Origin of the sequence: Streptomyces griseus (assembly GCF_001715295.1) — a bacterium.
Lineage (GTDB): Bacteria > Actinomycetota > Actinomycetes > Streptomycetales > Streptomycetaceae > Streptomyces > Streptomyces griseus_G.
In genome coordinates this window covers 1,660,711-1,680,371 of record NZ_MDKB01000001.1, presented here as the reverse complement: position 1 = coordinate 1,680,371, position 19,661 = coordinate 1,660,711, and the positions used below count along the sequence as shown (strand labels likewise).

Sequence of the window (19,661 nt, the reverse complement as noted above, 5' to 3'; positions counted from 1 at the left end):
CCTGTCGGTCCGCCGGGTCCGGGGGTGGAGGACGCCGGTGTCAGCGCAGTTGTACGCCGCAGTCCTCGACGGCGGTGATGAACTCCCCGCGGGTCAGGGCGGCGGCGACGGTCTCGATGTCGTCGGCCATGTACCGGTCCTGATTCAGCGGCGGCACGAGCGAGCGCACGGCGTCGTAGGTGGCGCGGCCGGCCGGTCCCAGGCCGTCGTAGCGCCCGGAGACGTCCACGGCCGAGGCGGCGGCCAGGAACTGCACGGCCAGGATGTACTGGTTGTTGGCCAGCACCCGCCGGGCGTTTCGGGCAGCGATCAGGCCCATGCTGACGATGTCCTGGTTGTCGCCGTTGGACGGCACGCTCTGGGTGCTGGCCGGGCCGATCGTCCGGTTCTCGGCGACCAGTGCCGTGGCCGGATACTGCGCCCCGGCGTACCCGCTGCTCAGACCGGGGTCGCCGGCTACCAGGAACTCCGGCAGGCCGTAGCTCAGGTGCCGGTTGAGGACCCGGTTGAGCTGCCGCTCGGCCAGGACGCCGAGCTGGGTGAGGGCGATCGTGGTGAAGTCCATCACGAAGGCCACCGGCTGGCCGTGGAAGTTCGCGCCGTGGAAGACCTCGTGGTCCTCGAAGAACAGGGGGTTGTCGTTCGCGGAGTTGAGTTCGGTCTGCACGCGGGCGGTGGCGTGCGTGAGGGTGTCCCGGACACTGCCGAGCACCTGCGGCATGGCCCGCAGCGAATAGGCTTTCTGCAGATAGATCTCGGTGCGGGTGACGTCCCCGTCGTCCTTGGCCGCGGCGACCTGACGGCGCAGGTCGGAGTGTTCGACGGTGAGCGCGCTGCCGCGCAGCAGGGACCGCATGTTCGCCGCGGTGTCGATCTGGCCGGGGTGCGGGCGGGCGATGTCGTGGCCTTCGGGCTGGAAGGGTCCCATCGACCCGCGCATCGCTTCCACCAGCAGCGCCGAGCCGATCTCGGCGTGCCGCACCTGTTCCAGGGACCGGTCGACGATCAGCGCGCCCAGCCCGGTCATCGCCGAGGTGCCGTTGATCAGTGCCAGGCCTTCCTTGAACTTCAGTTCCAGCGGTGTGATCCCGAGCGAGCGGAGCACCGGGGCCACCGGCCGTGGGCCGTCGGGGCCGAGGAAGTAGCCCTCACCGATGACGGTGGAGGCGACGTGCGCCAGCGGGGCCAGGTCTCCGCTGGCGCCCAGTGAGCCGATCTCCGGGATCGCCGGTATCAGGTCGGAGTTCAGGTACAGGGCCAGTCGTTCCAGGATCTCCGGCCGGACCGCCGAGTAGCCTTTCGCCAGGGCGTTGAGGCGTGCGGTGAGGATCGCGCGTGCCTGGTCGTGGGGGAAGAAGGGGCCGACGCCGGCGCTGTGGCTGCGGACGAGGTTGGTCTGCAGTTCGGTCTCCCGCGAGGGGTCGACGAGCATGTAGATCATCTCGCCGTAGCCGGTGGTGACGCCGTAGACGGGGGTGCCGGCGCGGACCACGTCCTCGAACACGGCGCGGCTCTTGCCGGCCTTGGCCAGCGACTGGGGTGTCAGTGTCACCTCGGCGTGCTGTTCGGCCACGCGGCGCACGGCAGGGATGTCGAGCGTCTCGCCGTCCAGGACGGCCGGATCGCTGATGGGGGTGGTGGGCACGGGGTACTCCTTCATCGGGTTCGGTCGACCGGAGTTCATCGGGTTCGGTCGACCAGGGCTGCCAGAGCCGCCAGGCTCTGATGTGCGTAGAACTGGGGGACGGTCACGTCGGCCGCGAGGCGCCGGTGCACCTGGTGCAGCATGGGCGGGACCAGCAGGGAGGTGCCGCCGAGGGCGAAGAAGCTCTGGTCGGCGTGGGCCGGCGGCGTGCCGAGCAGGTCCGCCCAGATCGCGGCGAGGTCCGTCTCGGTTCCGGTCGCGGGGCGCCGGGCCGCCGCGTCGCGTTCGGCGGCGGCAACAGTGCGCGCCAGTCGGGGGCGGTCGACCTTGCCGGTGACGGTGCGCGGGAGACGGTCCAGGGTGCGGTACAGGGCCGGGAGCAGCGAGTGGCCGAAGCGCCGGCGCAGGTGGGTGCGCCACTCGCCGGGTGAGCCGTGGGGTGTGCCGTCGGGTGAGTGGTGGGGGACGACGCAGATCACCAGGCGGGCGGCCAGGCCGTCGCGGTCGGCGCCGGCGACGACGGCGCAGTCGGCGACGGTGGGGTGGCCGGCCAGGGCCGCTTCGACGTCGGTGAGTTCCAGTCGGCTGCCGTAGAGCTTGATCTGGCTGTCCTTGCGGCCGCGGTATTCGAGGGTGCCGTCGGGGCGGCGGCGGGCGAGGTCGCCGGTGCGGTAGCAGGGGGTGTCGAGGGACGGGAGGCGGGTGAAGGCGGGGTGGTCGTGGTCGGCGAGGTAGCCGTCGGCGACGTAGGGGCCGGTGACGACCAGTTCGCCGGTGACGCCGGCGGGGCAGAGGCGGTCCGCTTCGTCGACGACGAGGATGCCGCGGCCGGGGATGGGGCGGCCGATGGGGACCGGGGCGGTGGCGGGTTTCGCCGATGTGCCGGCTGGGGTGGTGTGGGGGGCGCCGGTGCCGTGGGCGGGGCGCCGGTGGACCGGGTGCCAGGTCGCGGCGACGGTCTCGGTGGGGCCGTAGAGGTTGGCGATGCGTACCAGGGGCAGCGCGGCCAGCAGTCCGTCGGCGAGTTCGCCGGGCAGTGCCTCGCCCATCAGCAGCAGGGTGCTGAGTGTGCCCAGTTCTTCGGCGGAGCGGCGCTCGGTGAGGACGCGGAGCAGTTCGCGGGCGAAGCTGGGTACGGTCTGGAGTACGCCGATGCGTTCGGTGGCCAGCCAGTCCAGGAGGCGTTCGGGGTGGGCGCGGATCTTTTCGGGGACCGGGCACAGGGTGGCGCCCGATCCGAGCGCTGCGAACGTCTCGGCCAGGGCGGGGTCGTGTTCGGCGGCCACCCATTGGGCGACGCGTACGCCGGGGCCGAGGCCGAACTCGGTGGCCATCCACGCGGTGAACTGTGCGAGGGCGGCGTGCGTGTGCGCGATGCCTTTGGGGGTGCCGGTGGTGCCGGAGGTGAAGGCGACGTAGGCGCGGTCGGTGAGGTTCGGCGGTGGGGGCGGGGCGGGGGTGCCGGCGTGGGGTGCCGGGTGGGGTTCTGCCACGGTGACGAGGTGGCCGCCGGTCGTGCGGTAGTGGTCCAGGAGCGGGTCGGGGCCCGGGGTGGCGGCTTGTGGGGTCGTGGTCGTTCCCGTTCCCGGGGGTGTCAGGATCGCGGCCGGTTTCAGCGCGTCGAGGACGGCCCGGCCGCGGTCTCCGTTGTCGGCGGTCCCGAGCCAGCACAGGTGTGCGCCGGCCGCCAGCACGCCGAGCAGGGCGGCGTACTGGCGCACTCCTACGGGCAGCCGGACCACGACCGGATCACCGGCCCGTACCCCGGCGGCCCGCAGGTCGTGGGCGACCTGTGTCGCGGTGGTGTACAAGGCGCGGTAGGTGAGCGTGCCGTCGGGGCCGTCGACGGCTGTCGCGTCCGGGTCCTGCGAGGCGCGGCTGCTGATCGTGTCGACGATCGTGTGTCCGGGTGCGCCGTCGTCGGCTCTTCGGTCGCTCTCGTCGGCGGCGCGTGCCGTTTCGCCGGGGCTGTCGAGGGCCAGTTCACCGACGGTGGTGTCCGGGGCCCGGGCGGCGTGCCGGAGCAGGGTACGGAACTGGCGCAGGATCATCCGCGCGGTCCGCGGTTCGAACTGGTCCGCGTCGTACAGCAGGGTGGTGGCCGGTCCGTCGGCGCTGTCGTCGATGCGCAGGACCAGGTCGGCCGGTGCGGGCCCGCGGTGTTCGGGGCAGGGTTCGACGACGGCGCCGGGGATCGTCAGGAGCGGCCGGGGCCCTCGCCGGTAGTCGAACACGACATCGCCCAGGGGGACGCGTCGTGCGTCGCGGACGACCGGCAGCGCTCCGAGGACGCGTGCCAGCGGTACGGTTCGCCGGGCCATCGCCTGGGCGGCCAGTGCCGTGCCGCGCTCGAGGATGTCGTGGAAGCTGTGCCCGGGCTCGATGTCGGCCGGCAGGATCAGGACGTTCGTGGCTGTGCCCGTCCTGCCCTGCGGGACCGGTACGGCGACTGCGACCCGGTCGCCTCCGGTGTAGCGGTGCAGGAGGATCTGGAAGGCGGTGAGCATCACGATGTGCGGGCTGCTGCGGCCGGCTCGGGCGCGGTGTGTGACGGCGTGGCCGAGTTCCGGGTCGGCCGGGGCGCTGACCGTGCCCCAGCGCCCCGAGGGGCGGTCCGGACGTGGACGGTCCGCGGGCAGCGGAAGTTCGCTCGGCAGCGGGGTCAGTGTGTGGACCCACCAGGCCAGTGCGTCGGGGGGTTCGGGTTCCGCGGGTGTTTCTCCGCTGTGGGGGGTCCGTCGTGTTTCTGTGGTGCACAGTTCGGTCAGTTCTTCGATCAGCGTGTCCAGGAAGTCCTCGTCGGCGAAGGCGGTGGGGACTTCCAGCCGGACGTGGTGCTCCTTCGGTCCGCGGTGGGTGACCGTCATCCGTGCTTCCGGCACGCCGGCCGGGTCGGATCCGCTGCCGGCCGGCTGTGGCTCCTCCTGGCCGGCGGGTGCGCTGTCCGCCTCGCGGAGCTGGAAGGTCCGCGTCCCGGGACGGGTCCAGATCCTTTGTGCCGGCTTGCCGTCCCGCAGCACCAGTGCCGACCGCAGTTGCGGGTGCCGGTCCGCGAGGGACCGCCATGCCGCGGCCAGCGCCGTCACGTCCAGGTCGCCGACCACCCGGTAGGTCCGGCTTCGCGGTGCCGGCTCCTGACCGAGCGCACGCAGCAGCCACAGGCCTTGCTGTACGTCGGTCGCCGGCGCATGCCGGTACGCGGGGTCGGTCATGGACAGCCTCCATCGGTCGCTCGGCAGTGCGGGGGTTTCAAAGGGGCCGCAGGCCCTGTCGCGTCGGGGCTCCGGTGCGCGGCGAGCGGCTTGCTGCCTCCACAATGGCGATCCGCGTCCACCGGCGGCATCTCCTGGAGTGCGGGTGTGATCGCGGGCCCGGGGGTTCCGGCCGGCCCTGTTCACCTGCCCGGCGGCGGCCTCTTCCGCCGTGTTGCCGGGGTGGTGGGGGCGGCCGGTTGTGGCGCTGTGTCAGCTGGGGGCGGGGCTCATCGGAGGTGGACCGGCAGCTCGCGTCGGCCGTTCATGATGAAGGTGCCCTGGCCGGCGAGTTCGCCGGGGTCCACCGCGAGGCGCAGCCGGGAGAAGCGTGTGAACAGCTCCTCGATCGCGATGCGCACCTCCATCCGGGTCAGTGCCGGGCCGACGCACCGGTGGACGCCGTGGCCGAACGCCACGTGCCGTTTGTCCGTGTGCCGGGCGTCGAACTCCCCCGCTGCGTCGCCGTGCAGCTCGGGGTCGCGGCCGGTCGCGGCGTACCCGACCACCACCGGGTCGCCCCGGGAGATGGTCACGCCGCCGATCGTGACGTCCTGCGTCGCGAACCGGAACGGCAGGTGTGCGACCGGGGCGTCGGTGCGCAGGGTCTCCTCCACGACGTCGTCCCAGTCCACTTCGCCGCTCTCTGCCAGGGTGCGCTGGCCGGGCCGGGTCAGGAGCGCGAGCGCGGCGTTCGTGATGAGGTTTCTGGCCGGTTCGGCGCCGGTGTTGAGCATCAGCTGTGCCAGGCCGACCAGTTCGGCGTCGGACCCGCTGTCCGCCCCGGTCACCGGGCACCCGCTGGGCTGGGCGGCGACCAGGTCGCTGATCAGGTCCTCCCCCGGTTCCCGGCGTTTGTGCGCGACCAGGGCCTCGATCTTGCTGCGCAGGGAGGCGAACTCCACGGCCGCCTTCTGCGGGTTCGGCTCGACGTACCCGGCGCGATCCAGGATGCCGTCGGGGTCGCCTTCGGGCACACCGAGCAGTTCGCCGATCACCCGTGCCGCCACCGGGTGTGCGTACTGCGTCTTGAGGTCGACCGGCCGGCCCGGCCGGTCGGCCGCGTGGTCGGCCAGTTCGTCCAGCGCGCGTGTGACGATCCGCTGGACCCGCGGTCGGAGCATGGCGATCCGCCCTGGGCTGAACGCCCCGGCGACGAGGCGGCGTTGGCGGGCGTGGGGCTCGCCGTCGGCGGTGGACATGTTGTCCATCCGGGCCCAGACGATCAGGGGGAAGTCCGGGCCGAGGGTGCCTTCGGTGTAGGCCGGCCAGTGCCGGCGGGCGTTCTTGGCGAACCGCTCGTCCGCCAGGACCTGCCGGGCGGCGTGGTAGCCGGTCACCGACCAGGCCTCGACTCCGCCTGGCAGCAGTACCCGGGTGACCGGCCCGCGGGCCCGGATCCGGGTCGCCTCGCCGTGGATGTCGGTGCCGGCCGGATCGATGACGATGAGCGGCTCGTCGTCCACATCTGCCTCCTGTGAGCGCGGGTTGGTACCGGTGGCTCCTATGGTGTCCGTGGGCGTCGTGGCGGGCGTCTTCCACGGTGCGGACCCGGGTTCCCGCCGGGCGGGCCGGTCGCGGTGGCTCCGGTGGGGGGCGTCGTCCCGGTGTGTGGGTCCCGGGCGGAGCGTGTCGTGGCCGGCTCGTCGCCGCGACCGGTCTCCGGCCGTGCCGGGGTCACGTTCAAGCCGCAGGTTGCCGGGGTGCGCACGGTGTACCGGCACGCCCTGCGCGGACCCCGGGTGTGGTGGCCGGATCTCGTACAGTGGCCTTTCGTACGGTGAGTAGCGTGATCCGGCCGATCAACTTCCACCGGACTTCACATATTCGTCCGGGTCGTCGCGCGTGGGGCCCGAGGAGGCTGAGGGCTGACATGAAGTACCTGCTCATGATCTACGGCAACGAGGAGAAGTGGGCGTCGATCCCGGCCGAGGTCATGGACAAGGAGATCGCGGCGCAGGACGCCTGGAACTCCCGCTACCGGGCTACCGGGGAGCTGCTCGCGGCCTATGGCCTCGGGGACAGGAGCGAGGCGTCGCTGGTGCGGAACAAGGACGGTGCCCCGTTCTCCACCGACGGCCCGTATCTGGAGGCCAAGGAGTTCGTCTGCAGCCTCTACCTCCTGGAGGTGGAGTCGGCCGAGCGGGCCCGCGAGATCGCGGCGGACATGCCGTGGGCGAGCGGGAGTCCGGTCGAGATGTGGCCGGTCGCGCATGACGGATTCGCGCCGAAGCCCGACGGCGGCGCCTGAACGGGGTGCGCGCCGCCCCCGGCTCCCGTCCGGAGCCGGGGGCGGCGCGCTGTGACACGGCCGGGGCGGCGGCCCGGCCCCGCCGGGTGCCCCGTCCCGTGCCGTGGGCGTGCCACCGGCACGGGACGGGGCGGGTGGCCGGTGTCGTCGTCGCGGTGGGCGCGCACGCAGGAAGATGCCTGCCCCGGTGGCCGCTGCGACTCTGGGGCAGGGCTCGGTGGATCTGGTCCCCGCGGGAGAGGAGACGCCATGGAGAGCGCGACGACCGCCGGCCGGACGCCGGGGACGGACGAGATCGCGGAGATGTTCGACGAGTCGTCCGACATGTCGAATGTGTTCAACGACGGCCAGGTGCATCTGGCGTACTGGTACGGCGAGGAGGACGAGGCTCCGCTGATCGAGGCGGCGCAGCGGCTGACCCGCAAAGTGGCGGATTCGCTGTGGCTGCGCGAGGGTGACCAGGTCCTGGACGTCGGGTGTGGTCTGGGGGCGCCGGCCATCCAGCTGGCCACCGAGTACGGGGTGCGGGTCACCGGCGTCAACATCAGCACCCGCCAGGTGGCCGAGGCGCGGGCCCGGGTCCGGGCGGCGGGGCTGGCCGGCCAGGTCACGTTCCGGGTCGGGGACTACGGTGCGCTGGACTTCCCGGAGGGCGCCTTCGACGCGGTCGTGGCGATGGAGTCCCTCGTCTACGTCGATGACCTCGGGCGTACGCTCGCCGGCCTGTACCGGGCGATGCGCCCCGGCGGGCTGCTGTCCTTGACGGAGCCCACCCGGGAGGGGCTCGGTGCCGAGGAGGCCGGCCGGTTCGCGGCCGGCTTCGGGGCGAGGCGGATGCTGTCGGTGGCCGAGTGGCTTCAGACGTTGCGGGAGGCCGGGTTCGAGCCGGCGGAGTACCTGCAGTGCGGGCCGCGGGTGTTCGGGATGGGCCCCAAGTACCTGCATGCCGTGGATACGCGGCGTGAGGAGCTGGCCGGCCGGTTCGGTGAGGTGGCCGTGGACGGGCTCCGGCAGACGCTGGAGGATTTCTTCGCGCCGGGGGCCGACCGGATCGGCTATGCGGTGATCACCGTCCGGAAACCCGGGAACTGACCTGCCGGGACGCGGCAGGGGTGTGCGGGCCGGGCGGGGTGGGGGGCCGGCGTGCGGCGGGTCGCCGGCCCCGGTGGCGGGCAGCTCGCCGCGGGGTGGGGCCGGCTCCGGCGCGGCGGTGTGCGCGTGGGGGTTCCGCCCCGGCGCCCGGCCCTCGGTCCTTCACCGCCCGCAGGCCCTGTGAGCCGACGGTGTCGCGTGCGTACTCCTCGGGCTGAGGCAGTCGGTGCCGGTGTGGCGCAGGTCGGTCAGGGTGTGCGCGGGGGCAGTGGTCCTCCTGCGGTCGCGGCTGCCGGCCGTGGCGGTGGGCCGGGGCGCAATCACGAAGATGCGCGGCACTCGAAGCGGTGATGAGAATCGAGACGCGGCCAGGTGGCCGTGCGCCGGACCAGCCGTCGCGCCTGGTCGTGCCGGTGTCGTCCACGGTGCGAACTGCTGGGGCCGGCCGTTGCGTTCGTGACGGACGTGCGCAGTGCCCGGCCCTCTCGCCGGTCGCGAGGAACCCGATGGTCCTCCCGGCCTGGCATGCACGGTGTGCCGGCCGGCCGCGGTCGGCGGGGTGTGGTCGGTATGGCCCCGGTCGCCGCCGAACTCGTTACCCGACACGCTGATCGACGCCCTCGAACAACGGCAGCGTCCGCCTTTTCTGAGGAGAGATCCCATGACCACGACTTCGCAGTCCCCGCAGGCAACCACGGCGCTCTCACTGCAGCAGCAGTTTCTCTGCATGTTCGCCCAGGGGTTCAGGACCGGGCCGTTCGGGCCGCACTACACGGAGGTCTTCGCGTGGCGGGTCCAGGGCCACGTCGACGTGGAGGCCATGCGTGCGGCGTTGGCCGATGTGGTCGAGCGGCATGAGGCGCTGCGCACCGTGGTGCGTCTGGAGGACGGGGGTGCGCAGAGTGTGCTGCCCGCCGTGCAGCCGGAGCTGGAGCTGGTGGACCTGGAGGAGCCGCCGGGCGCGGACCGGGACCGGCGGGCCGAGCAGCTCATGATCCAGGCGGAGACCCGGTCGTTCCCGGCCGACCGGGTGCCGTTGCTGCGGGCGGTTCTGGGCCGCTTCGACGAGCAGGACTCCGTTCTGGTGCTGTGCGCCCACCACAGCGCGGCCGACGTCTGGTCGATCCAGGTGATCCTGCGGGATCTGGCGCAGTGCTACACGGCTCGCGCGGCCGGTGAGGAGCCGCGGCTGCCGGAGGTGGCCCAGTACCGGGACTACGTCGTCGCGCAGCAGGAGGAGGCCGGGGGGGCGGCGGTGGCCGCTTCACGGGCGTACTGGCGCGAGACGCTGGAGGGCGCCCGGATCCTGGTCGCGCCGGTGCATCCCACCGGGCAGTCGCCCGCGACGAGTTATCACCGGTTCGCCACCGACGCGGATCTGGGGGCGCAGGTGTCCCGGCTGGCCAAGGAGACGCGCAGCTCGCCGTTCATGGTGCTGCTCGCGGCGTTCGCCGTCTTCGTGAACCGCCGTACCGGGGCGACGGACCTCGTGGTGCCCACGTTCACGCCGGGGCGCGAGCACCGCTTCCAGTCCACGGTCGGGTCGTTCTTCAACTTCACCCCGCTGCGGGTGGATCTGGAGGGGTGCCGGACCTTCCGTGATGTCGTCGCCCGTACCAGGAAGGCCTGCGTCGGCGCGTTCTCGCACGAGCTGCCGTTGCTGCACATCCTGGCCGAGGCGCCCGAGCTGATGTCGTCGGCCGGTCCGGATGCGGTGCCGACCCTGTTCCAGGCCGTTCAGCCGCCCTATCTGACGCAGGGTGAGCGGATCGGGGACCTCGAGTACACGGCGATCTGGCGGCGGGTCATCCCGCAGCCGCTCGGCTCCGACACTCCGGACGGCATGATCTGGTCGATGCACCTGAGCGATTCCGAGGTGGTCGGCGGGCTCAGCTTCAGCCGTCATCTCTTCGAGCAGGCCGAGGTCGGCGATCAGGCTGCCGGGTTCCTCGAGGTGATCGGCGACATGCTCGCCGGTCCGGACGCGGCGCTCTGAGGGCCGGCGCCATGACCGACGACGAGAACACCGCGCGGGGCGCGGCCGTGCTGTCCGATGCCGACGTCACCCCGGCGGTGCTGATCGAGCGGGCCAAGGCGATGGTGCCCGCCCTGGTGGCGCGCCAGCAGGAGACGGAGCAGCGTACCTTCTACGCCGAGGACACCCATCGGGCGTTCCGGGACGCCGGTTTCTACCGCATCACGGTGCCCAAGCGGTACGGCGGTCACGAGTTCGGCTTCGACACGTTGCTGCAGGTGGCGATGGTCCTGTGCCGGGCCTGCCCGTCCACGGGCTGGATGTTCTGCCTGGGGGCCGCGCACTCGCTGTTCGCGGCCAGCATGTTCGAGGAGAAGGCGCAGGAGGAGATCTTCGCCGGTGGCGACTTCATCGCGCCGCTCGTCAATGCCCCGTACGGGACGGCCACGCGTGCGCAGGACGGCGGCTGGATCCTGGACGGTGTGTGGAGGTACTGCTCCGGGGCGCCGTACGCGACCCACCTGATCGGTAACACCGTGATCGCCGGGGACGATGCGAATCCGCCGCGCCGGCTGCTGTTCATCGCGCCACGCGACCAGTGGGAGATGCTCGACGACTGGGGCGGGCAGCTGGGTCTCAAGGGCAGCGGTTCGCACAGCATCCGGATCCGCGGGGGGCGCATTCCCGATCACTTCGGCATCGAGGTCAATTTCGAGGAGATCTCGGTGACCGAGGGCACCCCGGGGCGCGCGTTGCACGCGCATCCGCAGTACGGGGGCGCACCGGCGAGTTCGATGGCTCTGGAGGGTGCGCACATCGCGGTCGGCATGTGCCAGGGCGCGCTCGACGCGTACACGGAGCTGATGTTCTCCCGCACGACGATCGTCCCGCCGTTCCTGCCCCGGGCGGAGGATCCCGATTTCCAGCTCTGGTACGGGAAGGCCAGCGGCATGATCGACGCTGCCGAGACGCTGGTTCTCGCGGCGTCGCGGCGCTGGCACGAGCTGTCCGGGCTGCCGGTCGGGGCGTTCACTGCCGAGGAGGACGTGCGGATCGCGATCACCTGCCGGGAGGCCACGGATCTGGCCTGGCGGGCGGTCGACGAGATTCTCCAGCCGACGGCCGGCAGCCCTGCGGTACGTGAGGGGACCCGTTTGGAGCGGGTCTGGCGCGACCTGTCCACCGGGCGTACGCATGCCAGCTCCGCGGTGCTGCTCACGACGGTGGCCAACCGTGGGTTCGCCCAGCTGAGGCTGGCGAGCTTGCGTGGCCGGGCCGCACCGGACGCGTAGTCCTTTGCCCGTGCCCGGGCGGTGGGGGGAGCCGTTGCGCCGCTTCCCGTGCGAGGAGGGGGGTGCGGGGTCCGGGCGGTGTTCGCCGGGGTCCCGTACCGCCGGCCGGTCCGGGCGGAGTGGGCGGTGTCCGTGAGGTCGGGGTGGGCGGTACGGGCGGTGCGGGCACGGCCCTCGGCCGGGGGCCCGGGTGGTGGGGGGCCGGGGGCCGGGGGCCGGGCCTTTCGAAGGCCGGGCCTGGAACGGCCTGTGCCGTCACGTGGACCCCGCCGGTGCCGGGGGCCGGCCCGCCCGTCACCGGCCCCGGGCGGCAGCTCCGGTCGCGGCGGTGGCAACGGTGCGCGGGGCGTGCAGGGTTCGTCGTCCGCGTTCCATGGCCGAGTGGTCCGGCCCGCTGGGGCGGGCCGGACCGTCACCTCACGGTCTTCCGGGGTGTTTTCGGCGGGATGGTGTGAGGCGTTGTCAGGAGTGGAATTCGCCCGCGTCGACGTTGAGGCTCTGTCCGGTGATCGCCCTGGCCAGGTCCGAGGCCAGGTAGAGCACCGCGTTGGCGACGTCGCCCGGGTCGGGCAGCCGGCGCAGGTCGGAGGCGGCCGCGGTCCGGGCGTAGACGTCCTGCAGCGTCACCCCCTGTTCGGCGGCCTGCATCGCGAACCAGTCCTTGAGTCCTTGGGTCCAGATGTAGTTGGGCACCACGGTGTTGACCCGGACGCCGCTCGGGCCGAGCTCGGTGGCCAGGCTGCCGGCCAGGGAGTGCAGCGCCGATTTCGAGGCCTTGTAGGCGCCGAAGTGGGGGCGGGAGTGGTGGACCACCGCCGAGCTGACCATCACGACCGAACCCGCGTGTGCGCCGAGGGTCGGCGCGAGGAGCTGGACCATGCGCAGGGCGGCCAGGGCGTCGGTCTCCAGCGAGGCGCGCACGGCGTCCAGGTCCATCGTCGCCAGGTCGCCCATCGCCGGGGGTGCGAAGGCGTTGCTGACGAACACGTCCACCCGGCCGAAGGTGTCCAGGGCACGCTCGGTCAGGGCTCGGCAGGCGCCGGGGTCGAGGATGTCGGTGGGGACCGCCAGTGCCCGGCGGCCGTGGGACTCGACCTCGGCGGCCACCGATGTCAGGACCGTCCCGGTGCGGGCAGCCAGGACCACGTCGGCTCCGGCCGCGGCGCCGCGGACCGCGATCTCGCGGCCGAGTCCGGGGCCGACGCCGGTCACCAGCATCACCTTGTCGGAGAGCATCTGTGCCTTCCTTCCTGTGGGAGAACGCGAGGGAATACATGGGTCTCGTCGCACGGCAGCTCCACGTGCGTCTCCGGCAGTGGGCCGCCGCCACCGGGCGGCACCGGCACGACGGGCGGGCGTGGTTCGTCCGGCGCAGCGGCGGCCGGGGCGGCGGTCACCGGTCCGCCGCCTCTCACCGCCAGGTCCTCGCCCTGGGCTCCGGCCGCTGCGACGGCCTGCCCCGGCGGTCCGCCCGACGGCCTTCGTGACGCCGCCGGTGACGAGCGCGAAGTGGGTGGCGCCGGGCATCGGGCGCGGCGGCAGCGGCCGGTGTGAGGCGAGGAGGACCGGTGCGTGGAAGGGTGGTTCGTCGTCCCACGCCTGCTCGTCGTCGTCGAACCTGCGCCGGCCGACGACGGCGGGCCCGGTGCGGGTGAAGAGCTCGCCCGTGCGGCAGGCGGCCACGCCCGGTCGCCGCCCTGGTGCCCGGCTCGGGAGCGCCGGTGCCGAGCGCGCGGAGTCATCGGTGGGGGCGTTCGCCGCCGGCGCCCGGTGCGTGGCGGCGGCCGGGGTTGTCGTCGGGGCCGGCGATGAAGCCGTCGGGGAGGCGGAGATGTCCGCGATCACCTGGGGCATGTCTTCGACGATCGCAGGGGGCGAGGCTCCGGGCGTCTTCGTGCGTGCCGATGTCAGGGCGCGATCAGGGTCTCCGGCATCGCGTCGCCCCGGAACAGGCCGTCGGGGTCCACGCGCGCCCGGATCCGCTCGACCGCCCGGACATCGGCTTCGGACAGGTGCCCGCGTGGGCGGTCCAGGCCCTTCACGAAACCGGGCGCGGTGCGGCCCGTGTCCCACGGGCCCAGGGCGGCGCGTACCCGGTCGCAGTGTTCGACGATCTCCTGCGGTGTGCCGCGCAGTTCGGGGACGCCGGCGCCCATGTAGGCCAGGCGCGCGTCCAGGCGGTTCAGCGCGCCGCCGTCCGGGGCGGCGACGGCCATGCGTCCGCCGAGCTGGCGCAGTTCGGCGGCGATCAGGGGGGAGCCTGAGCCTTCGCCGGTCATCCGCAGGAACGCGGCGATTCCTTCGCGGCCCGGCTCGGCGAGCAGGAGGTGGTCGCCGATGAAGGTGCCGGGTTCGTCGGGGTCCATGTGGACGTCCGGGACCAGTTCGGGACCGCAGTCCTGCCAGGTGTCGAGCACCGGTTCGCCGGTCTTGCGCAGTGGGTCCAGCAGGTCGCGTGCGGGGGCGGCCGCCAGGGCGACGCCGGCGACGCACACCACCGGTCCGCCCTTGAGCATCGGCGGGATCTCCGGCAGGTCCGGCAGGTTCATCACGCGCAGGGAGGTGGAGACCTCCTGGGGTGCGTGCAGTGTCCAGTCGTACCAGGTGCCGACCACGGCCTCGGCGTGCTCCCAGCGCCAGAAGGCGGCTCCGGCGACGAGTTCGGGTACCGGGAAGAGCTCGATCTCGACGGCGGTGACGACGCCGAAGCCGCCTCCTCCGCCGCGTAGGGCCCAGAAGAGTTCGGGGTCCTCGCCGGCGCTGACGCGGCGCGTGTCTCCGTCTGCGGTGATGAGCTCGATGCTGCGGATGTGGTTGGCGGCCAGGCCGAGTGTGCGGCCGTAGAGGCTCACCCCTCCGTGCAGCAGGTAGCCGATGGCGCCGACGGTGCCCGAGGTGCCGTGGGGTGCGGCGAGGCCGTGGGGTGCGGCGGCGTGGACGACGGCGCTCCAGGGCGTGCCCGCGGGGATGCGGGCCAGACGGCGGTCGGGGTCGATCTCGACGCCGCCGGACAGGAGGGGGCGGATCAGCAGGGCGCCGGTCATCGGGGTGGCTGCGCCGGCGGAGTGGCCCGTGGTGTGGAGGCGGACGCCCCGGCCGTGCGCCGACGCATGGCGGATGGCGGCCCGCACGTCGTCCGGGCCGGTGGCGGTGAGCGCGGCGGCGGGGCGTGCGGGGCCGGCGAGGTTGAACACGTGGGTGGCGGCGTCGTAGGCGGGGTCGCCCGGGAAGGCGAGGGGCGCGGTGTCGGGCATGGACTCCCCTTGTGATGGTCCGTTGCGGTTCTGCCTCTCAGGGTGCGAGCCGGGCGGTCGCCCGGGCATCGTTCAGAGTGCTCGGCCGCAGCGGCGCACGCTCGAAGACGCCCGGCCCCGGACCGCCCCGGTGGCGGTCGGACCGCAACCGCTCGCCTGCTGCCGGTCGTGGGCCCGTGGCCCCTTGGGTGACGTGGTGTCAGCCCCGGTCGCCGTCCGCCGGCACCCGGCCGGCCGCGCTCCCCCGCCCCGCCCCGTTCTCCAGTGCCGCCCCCACCCGCTGCGCCTGTTCCATGAGGAACCGCTGCTCCGGTCCGCTTGCGGCCTGCCGTGCCGCGGTCCGGTACTCCTCTCGTGCCCTGTCCAGGCCGCCGTCCATCTCCAGGAGGTACGCCCGCACCGCGCTGAGCCGGTGGCTGGCGGTCATCCAGCGGTCCTGTTCCAGCGGTTCCAGCAGTCGCAGGCCCTCGCGGGGGCCCTTGACCATCGCCATCGCCACCGCGCGGTTCAGGCGCACCGCGGAGCCGGGCGCGATCTGCTCCAGCAGGTCGTACAGGGCCAGGATCTGCAGCCAGTCGGTCTCGCCGCCTTCCGGTGTCTCGACGTGCACCGCGGCGATGGCGGCCTGCAGGCGGTAGAGGCCGATGCCGGGGCGGGCCAGTGCTTCGACGACCAGGGCCAGGCCCTCCTCGGCGAGGTCGCCGTTCCACCGGGAGCGGTCCTGCTCGGCCATCGGGACGAGGGTGCCGTCGGCCAGGGTGCGGGCCGGGCGGCGTGCTTCGGTGAGGAGCATCAGCGCCAGCAGGCCGGTGACCTCGCCGTTGTCCGGCAGGACGCGGTGGGCCTGGCGGGTGAGCCGGATGGCTTCGGCGGTCAGGTCCGGGCGCAGCAGGTCGGGTCCGGTGGTGGCGGTGTACCCCTCGTTGAAGATGAGGTAGAGGACGTGCAGGACCGCGCGGGTGCGGTCGGGGCGTTCGGGTTCCGGCGGCATGCGGAAGGTCATGCCGGCGTCCTTGATCTGCTGTTTGGCGCGGGAGATGCGGCGGCTCATGGAGGCCTGCGGGACCATGAAGGCGCGGGCGATCTCCTCGGTGGTCAGGCCGCCGACGGCGCGCAGGGTCAGTGCTACTTGTGAGGGCGGGGTCAGCGCCGGGTGGCAGCACAGGAACAGGAGCATCAGGGTGTCGTCGTCGACGGAGACCAGGTCTTCGTCGGGGGGTGGGGTCACCGATGCCTGGGGCAGCGCCATCGAGGCGACGGTGACCTCGCGGGTGCGGCGGGCCCGGTCGCTGCGCAGGTGGTCGGTGAGGCGGCGTCCGGCGACGGTCAGGAGCCAGGCTCGCGGGTTGTCCGGGACGCCTTGGGCCGGCCACTGGGTGGCAGCGGCCACGAGTGCTTCCTGGACCGCGTCTTCGCAGCCGTCGAACTGCCCGTGGCGCCGGACCAGGGCGCCGAGGACCGAGGGCCGCAGTTCCGCGAGGAGGTTTTCCAGGCGTTGATCGGAACGCACCGGCTCATTCTATATGCGGGTCATCCGGGTGCCCGGGCAAGTGCGCACACGTTGAGATGCCCGGTGCCCGCCGGCGGTGGCACGGTCGGGGCAGAGACCGCGAACCTGTGAGGAAGGCCGCCATGACGGACACGACCGCTGCCGTCGTCACCCGCGACGACCCCCGCTACCCCGCCCTCGTCGAGGGCTACAACCATCGTTTCGTGGGCCGGCCCGAGGAGGTCCGGCTCGTCACCGATGCCGCCGGCGTGCAGGGTGCGGTCCAGGCGGCCGTGGACGCCGGCCGTCGGATCGCGGTGCGCAGCGGAGGCCACTGTTTCGAGGACTTCACCGCGCATCGGGACGTGAAGGTGCTCCTCGACCTGTCCGCGCTCGATCACGTCGGCCACGACGCCGGGCGCGACGCCTTCGTGGTGGAGCCCGGAGCGCGGCTGGACCACGTCTACCGCACGCTGCACGACGGCTGGGGTGTGACCATCCCGGCCGGTACCTGCTTCGAGGTGGCCGTCGGCGGGCACATCGCGGCCGGTGGCTACGGTCCGTTGTCCCGGCGCGACGGCTTGGTGGTGGACCATGTCTCGGCGGTCGAGGCGGTCGTCGTGGGCGCGGACGGCCGGGCCCGGACCGTGGTGGGCACCGACCGGCCCGACGACCCGCACCACGACCTGTGGTGGGCGCACACCGGCGGCGGGGGCGGCAGCTTCGGCGTGGTGACGAAGTACTGGCTGCGTACGCCGGGGACGCCGGACGGTGACCCGGCCCGGCAGCTGCCCCGCGCGCCGCGAGCGGTGCTGCGCCGCGACACGGTGTGGTCCTGGGACGCGGTCTCGGACGCCGATTTCCGTACCCTGCTGCGCAACTACTGTGTCTGGTACGAGGAGAACAGCCGGCCGGGCGCACCGGCCGCGGCGTTGTGGAGCAATCTGATCGTCACGCACCGTTCCGGCAACATGGTGAGCCTGACCTCGGTGATTCCCGACGACGCCCCGGATGCGGCGGGGGTCCTCGCAGCCCATACCGCGGCGGTCACCCGCGGGATCGGCGCCGAGCCGGTGTCGGCGGCCTCGGGGACCTTCCCGTGGCTGGAGACCTGGCTGCCGTCCTACAGCTGGCCCAGTGATCCGCGGGGCCGGTACAAGAACAAGGCGGCCTATCTGCGGCGCGGGTTCTCCGACGCGCAGATCGCAGCGATCCACCGGCATCTGTCGTCGCCGGACTACGAGAACCCCATGGGCTGTCTCGTTCTGACCGGTTTCGGTGGCAAGGTGAACGCCGTCGCCCCGGACGCCACCGCGGTGGCGCAGCGCGACTGCGTCCTCAAGGCGTCCTACAGCACCGGTGCGTGGACCGATCCGGCCGACGACGAGCGTCATCTGGCCTGGGTGCGGGCGTACTACCGGGACGTCTACGCGCATTCGGGTGGGGTGCCGGTCCCGGACGGCACCCATGACGGTTCCTACATCGGCTATCCGGACACCGACCTGGCCGATCCGGAGTGGAACACGTCGGGGGTCGACTGGTCGGTGCTGTATTTCAAGGACAACTACGCCCGGTTGCAACGTGCGAAGCAGGTCTACGACCCGCTCGACGTGTTCCGTCACGGGTTGTCCGTGCGTCTGCCCTGAGAGGGCGGCAGGCCCCCTGCCAGTTCTGACGTGGTGTCATGTGCCGCTGGTGGGGGGCTTGTTCGGGCAGGTCGGCGGTGTTGTCCAGGGAGGTCGTGGGGGGGTGCGCCGGCGGCCTGCGGTGCGGGGGGGGGTGTTGCGGTGTGAGGAGGCGGCGGCTCTGCGGCACGAGAGGCGGCGCTCTCGGGGTTTGGTGGCCGCGCCCGGGGGCGGGCCGTCCAGGGGTGCCCGCGCCGGGGGTGCGGCGGGCGCGCCGCCCGTGAACGCGCAGCCGGTGCGCCCGCTGTTCGCGGTGCGCACCGGCTGCGTCCGGTTCTGGTCGTTCAGGGGTGTCCCGCGGTTCCCGGTGGGTCGGTGCGCGGTGTGGGGTGCGGTGCACCGCGCGGCGGAGGGGCGTCCGCCTACGGGGTGCGGGGGGACGTTCCGGCACCGCGGTGAGGTGCAGTCGCCTGCGTCGCGCGCCCGCCGTGCGTGCGGGGCAGCCCTTCAGGCCAGCGGGTTGGCGCCGCGTGGCCTGGTGGCGAGTTCCTGCTGTGTCTGTTCGAGCAGCAGGTGCGGGTCCTGCGTCTCGACCTGGCCGAGGCCGGGCGGGCAGCGGTCCCAGCCGAGCAGCCGTTGCACCTCCTCGGGCAGGGTCAGGACGGTTTCCCGGGAGACTGCGAGGTACTGGTTCTCCTCCTGTCGCAGGTTGCCCAGGTCGAGGGCGACGGAGAGGCTGTAGCGCGGGGAGTCGGTGGTGTTGGCTCCGCCGCCGTGGTAGACGCCGCCCGGCCAGAGCAGGGCGGAACCGGCGGGCATGACCGCCGGAACCGCCTCGGCGTAGGCGGGGGCCCGTTCGTCGTCCCATCGGTGGCTGCCGGGGATGACGAGGGTCGCGCCGTTGGCGCTGGTGAAGTCGGTCATGGCCAGCATCAGCTGGAGCCGGCACGGTGGCCCGGGATGCCGCCACAGGTGCATCGCGTCGTCGCGGTGCAGGGGCTGGCGGCCCTGGCCGGGGTCGATGCGTATCGCCTGGGTGAAGCTGATCTGGATGCTCGGAGTCACCTCCATGCGGAGTTTGCCGATCCACATGTGTGTGGTCCGCTGCAGCAGGCGCCGGGCCGCGCCGAGGAACTGCGGTTGGAGGACCACGCGTGTCATGGGGCCCGGCGACCGCTGGAAGAGGCTGGACAGCCGTTTGGTCTTCTTGCCGTCGTAGCCGCTCTCGCTGTAGCCGGCCGCCTCGAGGCCGAGTCCGAGGTCTGCCCGGAGCGCGGCGAGTGTCCGGGAATCGACGAAGTTCTCGACGATCACCGCTCCGTCGCGTTCCAGGATCTCGACGACTTCGTCGAGCGGTGTGTCCGGGCTGACGTGGGTCAGTTCGGCCATCGGGCTCACCCCTCGATACGGGCCAGTATGCCCCGGGTGAGGGTCTGCAGGTCCGGGTCCTCGAACAGGTCGCCGATGTCGAGCGTGATGCCCAGTTGTTCCTCGACCCTCGCGGCGATCCGCACCGCGGCGATGGACTGTCCGTTGAGTTCGACGAACGTGGCGCCGGGCCGGTCGGAGCCCGGGCCCAGGACTTCGGTCCAGATGGTGGCGACCTGCTGGGCGATGTCCGCGGTGGCCGACGGCTGCTGAGTGGTCATGTCACTGCTCCTCACTGCGTGGGGTAGGGGGTGGGGTGTGCCCGTAGGCCACCCGCCCGTACGGTTCGGTGTTCGTGCCTGGTGCGTGATCGCGTGCGGGTCCGGCGCGTCGGCGTCCCCCACCTGCGTGCCGGCCGG

Annotated in this window: 13 protein-coding genes; 5 read left to right on the top strand and 8 right to left on the bottom strand. The window is 72.8% G+C overall.

What is annotated here, in order from left to right; all coding sequences use genetic code 11:
• Positions 1-40 precede the first annotated feature (40 nt).
• From cmdF to BA175_RS06545, 3 genes are all read right to left on the bottom strand, one after another.
• On the bottom strand, positions 41-1,660 hold the full coding sequence (gene cmdF / locus BA175_RS06555) for a tyrosine 2,3-aminomutase (RefSeq protein ID WP_069170232.1): 1,620 nt from the start codon (positions 1,658-1,660) through the stop codon (positions 41-43).
• Between the two features lie 20 nt (positions 1,661-1,680).
• Positions 1,681-4,857: a non-ribosomal peptide synthetase gene (locus BA175_RS06550; RefSeq protein ID WP_069170231.1), complete on the bottom strand. Its 3,177-nt coding sequence runs from the start codon at positions 4,855-4,857 to the stop codon at positions 1,681-1,683.
• A gap of 269 nt (positions 4,858-5,126) precedes the next feature.
• On the bottom strand, positions 5,127-6,362 hold the full coding sequence (locus tag BA175_RS06545) for a cytochrome P450 family protein (RefSeq protein WP_069170230.1): 1,236 nt from the start codon (positions 6,360-6,362) through the stop codon (positions 5,127-5,129).
• A 407-nt stretch (positions 6,363-6,769) separates the two neighbouring features.
• Here BA175_RS06545 and BA175_RS06540 point away from each other — a divergent pair, with 407 nt between their 5' ends.
• From BA175_RS06540 to BA175_RS06525, 4 genes are all read left to right on the top strand, one after another.
• Entirely contained in the window at positions 6,770-7,147 is a 378-nt protein-coding gene (locus BA175_RS06540) for a YciI family protein (protein ID WP_069170229.1), read from the top strand.
• 249 nt (positions 7,148-7,396) lie between these two features.
• The gene (locus BA175_RS06535; RefSeq protein ID WP_069170228.1) at positions 7,397-8,239 is read left to right on the top strand and encodes an SAM-dependent methyltransferase; all 843 of its coding nucleotides are present in this window, start codon (positions 7,397-7,399) and stop codon (positions 8,237-8,239) included.
• A 661-nt stretch (positions 8,240-8,900) separates the two neighbouring features.
• Complete coding sequence (locus tag BA175_RS06530) at positions 8,901-10,235, top strand: condensation domain-containing protein (protein ID WP_069170227.1); 1,335 nt, start codon at positions 8,901-8,903, stop codon at positions 10,233-10,235.
• 11 nt (positions 10,236-10,246) lie between these two features.
• The gene (locus BA175_RS06525) at positions 10,247-11,506 is read left to right on the top strand and encodes an acyl-CoA dehydrogenase family protein (protein WP_069170226.1); all 1,260 of its coding nucleotides are present in this window, start codon (positions 10,247-10,249) and stop codon (positions 11,504-11,506) included.
• 462 nt (positions 11,507-11,968) lie between these two features.
• On the opposite strand, the gene BA175_RS06520 is transcribed toward BA175_RS06525, so the two are convergent.
• From BA175_RS06520 to BA175_RS06505, 3 genes are all read right to left on the bottom strand, one after another.
• The gene (locus tag BA175_RS06520) at positions 11,969-12,742 is read right to left on the bottom strand and encodes an SDR family oxidoreductase (RefSeq protein ID WP_069170225.1); all 774 of its coding nucleotides are present in this window, start codon (positions 12,740-12,742) and stop codon (positions 11,969-11,971) included.
• 671 nt (positions 12,743-13,413) lie between these two features.
• Positions 13,414-14,760 (bottom strand): FAD-binding oxidoreductase, encoded by a 1,347-nt coding sequence (locus BA175_RS06510; RefSeq protein ID WP_069170223.1) that lies wholly within the window; start codon positions 14,758-14,760, stop codon positions 13,414-13,416.
• A gap of 199 nt (positions 14,761-14,959) precedes the next feature.
• Positions 14,960-16,270, bottom strand: a complete 1,311-nt coding sequence (locus BA175_RS06505) for an RNA polymerase sigma factor (RefSeq protein ID WP_079159397.1) — start codon at positions 16,268-16,270, stop codon at positions 14,960-14,962.
• 122 nt (positions 16,271-16,392) lie between these two features.
• Between BA175_RS06505 and BA175_RS06500 the strand changes: the two genes are divergently transcribed.
• Positions 16,393-17,895, top strand: a complete 1,503-nt coding sequence (locus BA175_RS06500) for an FAD-binding oxidoreductase (protein WP_069170222.1) — start codon at positions 16,393-16,395, stop codon at positions 17,893-17,895.
• A 486-nt stretch (positions 17,896-18,381) separates the two neighbouring features.
• Here BA175_RS06500 and BA175_RS06495 read toward each other — a convergent pair whose 3' ends face one another.
• Both BA175_RS06495 and BA175_RS06490 read right to left on the bottom strand, forming a co-directional pair.
• A complete protein-coding gene (locus BA175_RS06495) occupies positions 18,382-19,263 on the bottom strand; it encodes a phytanoyl-CoA dioxygenase family protein (protein WP_069170221.1) in 882 nt (293 codons plus the stop codon).
• A 5-nt stretch (positions 19,264-19,268) separates the two neighbouring features.
• A complete protein-coding gene (locus tag BA175_RS06490; protein WP_069170220.1) occupies positions 19,269-19,523 on the bottom strand; it encodes a phosphopantetheine-binding protein in 255 nt (84 codons plus the stop codon).
• Positions 19,524-19,661: the final 138 nt, after the last annotated feature.

What these genes read in the sequence shown, in the direction of transcription:
- cmdF (WP_069170232.1), bottom strand. Translation starts at nt 1,660, where the DNA reads ATGAAGGAGTACCCCGTGCCCACCACCCCCATCAGCGATCCGGCCGTC.
- BA175_RS06550 (WP_069170231.1), bottom strand. Translation starts at nt 4,857, where the DNA reads ATGACCGACCCCGCGTACCGGCATGCGCCGGCGACCGACGTACAGCAA.
- BA175_RS06540 (WP_069170229.1), top strand. Translation starts at nt 6,770, where the DNA reads ATGAAGTACCTGCTCATGATCTACGGCAACGAGGAGAAGTGGGCGTCG.
- BA175_RS06535 (WP_069170228.1), top strand. Translation starts at nt 7,397, where the DNA reads ATGGAGAGCGCGACGACCGCCGGCCGGACGCCGGGGACGGACGAGATC.
- BA175_RS06530 (WP_069170227.1), top strand. Translation starts at nt 8,901, where the DNA reads ATGACCACGACTTCGCAGTCCCCGCAGGCAACCACGGCGCTCTCACTG.
- BA175_RS06525 (WP_069170226.1), top strand. Translation starts at nt 10,247, where the DNA reads ATGACCGACGACGAGAACACCGCGCGGGGCGCGGCCGTGCTGTCCGAT.
- BA175_RS06520 (WP_069170225.1), bottom strand. Translation starts at nt 12,742, where the DNA reads ATGCTCTCCGACAAGGTGATGCTGGTGACCGGCGTCGGCCCCGGACTC.
- BA175_RS06510 (WP_069170223.1), bottom strand. Translation starts at nt 14,760, where the DNA reads ATGCCCGACACCGCGCCCCTCGCCTTCCCGGGCGACCCCGCCTACGAC.
- BA175_RS06500 (WP_069170222.1), top strand. Translation starts at nt 16,393, where the DNA reads ATGACGGACACGACCGCTGCCGTCGTCACCCGCGACGACCCCCGCTAC.
- BA175_RS06495 (WP_069170221.1), bottom strand. Translation starts at nt 19,263, where the DNA reads ATGGCCGAACTGACCCACGTCAGCCCGGACACACCGCTCGACGAAGTC.
- BA175_RS06490 (WP_069170220.1), bottom strand. Translation starts at nt 19,523, where the DNA reads ATGACCACTCAGCAGCCGTCGGCCACCGCGGACATCGCCCAGCAGGTC.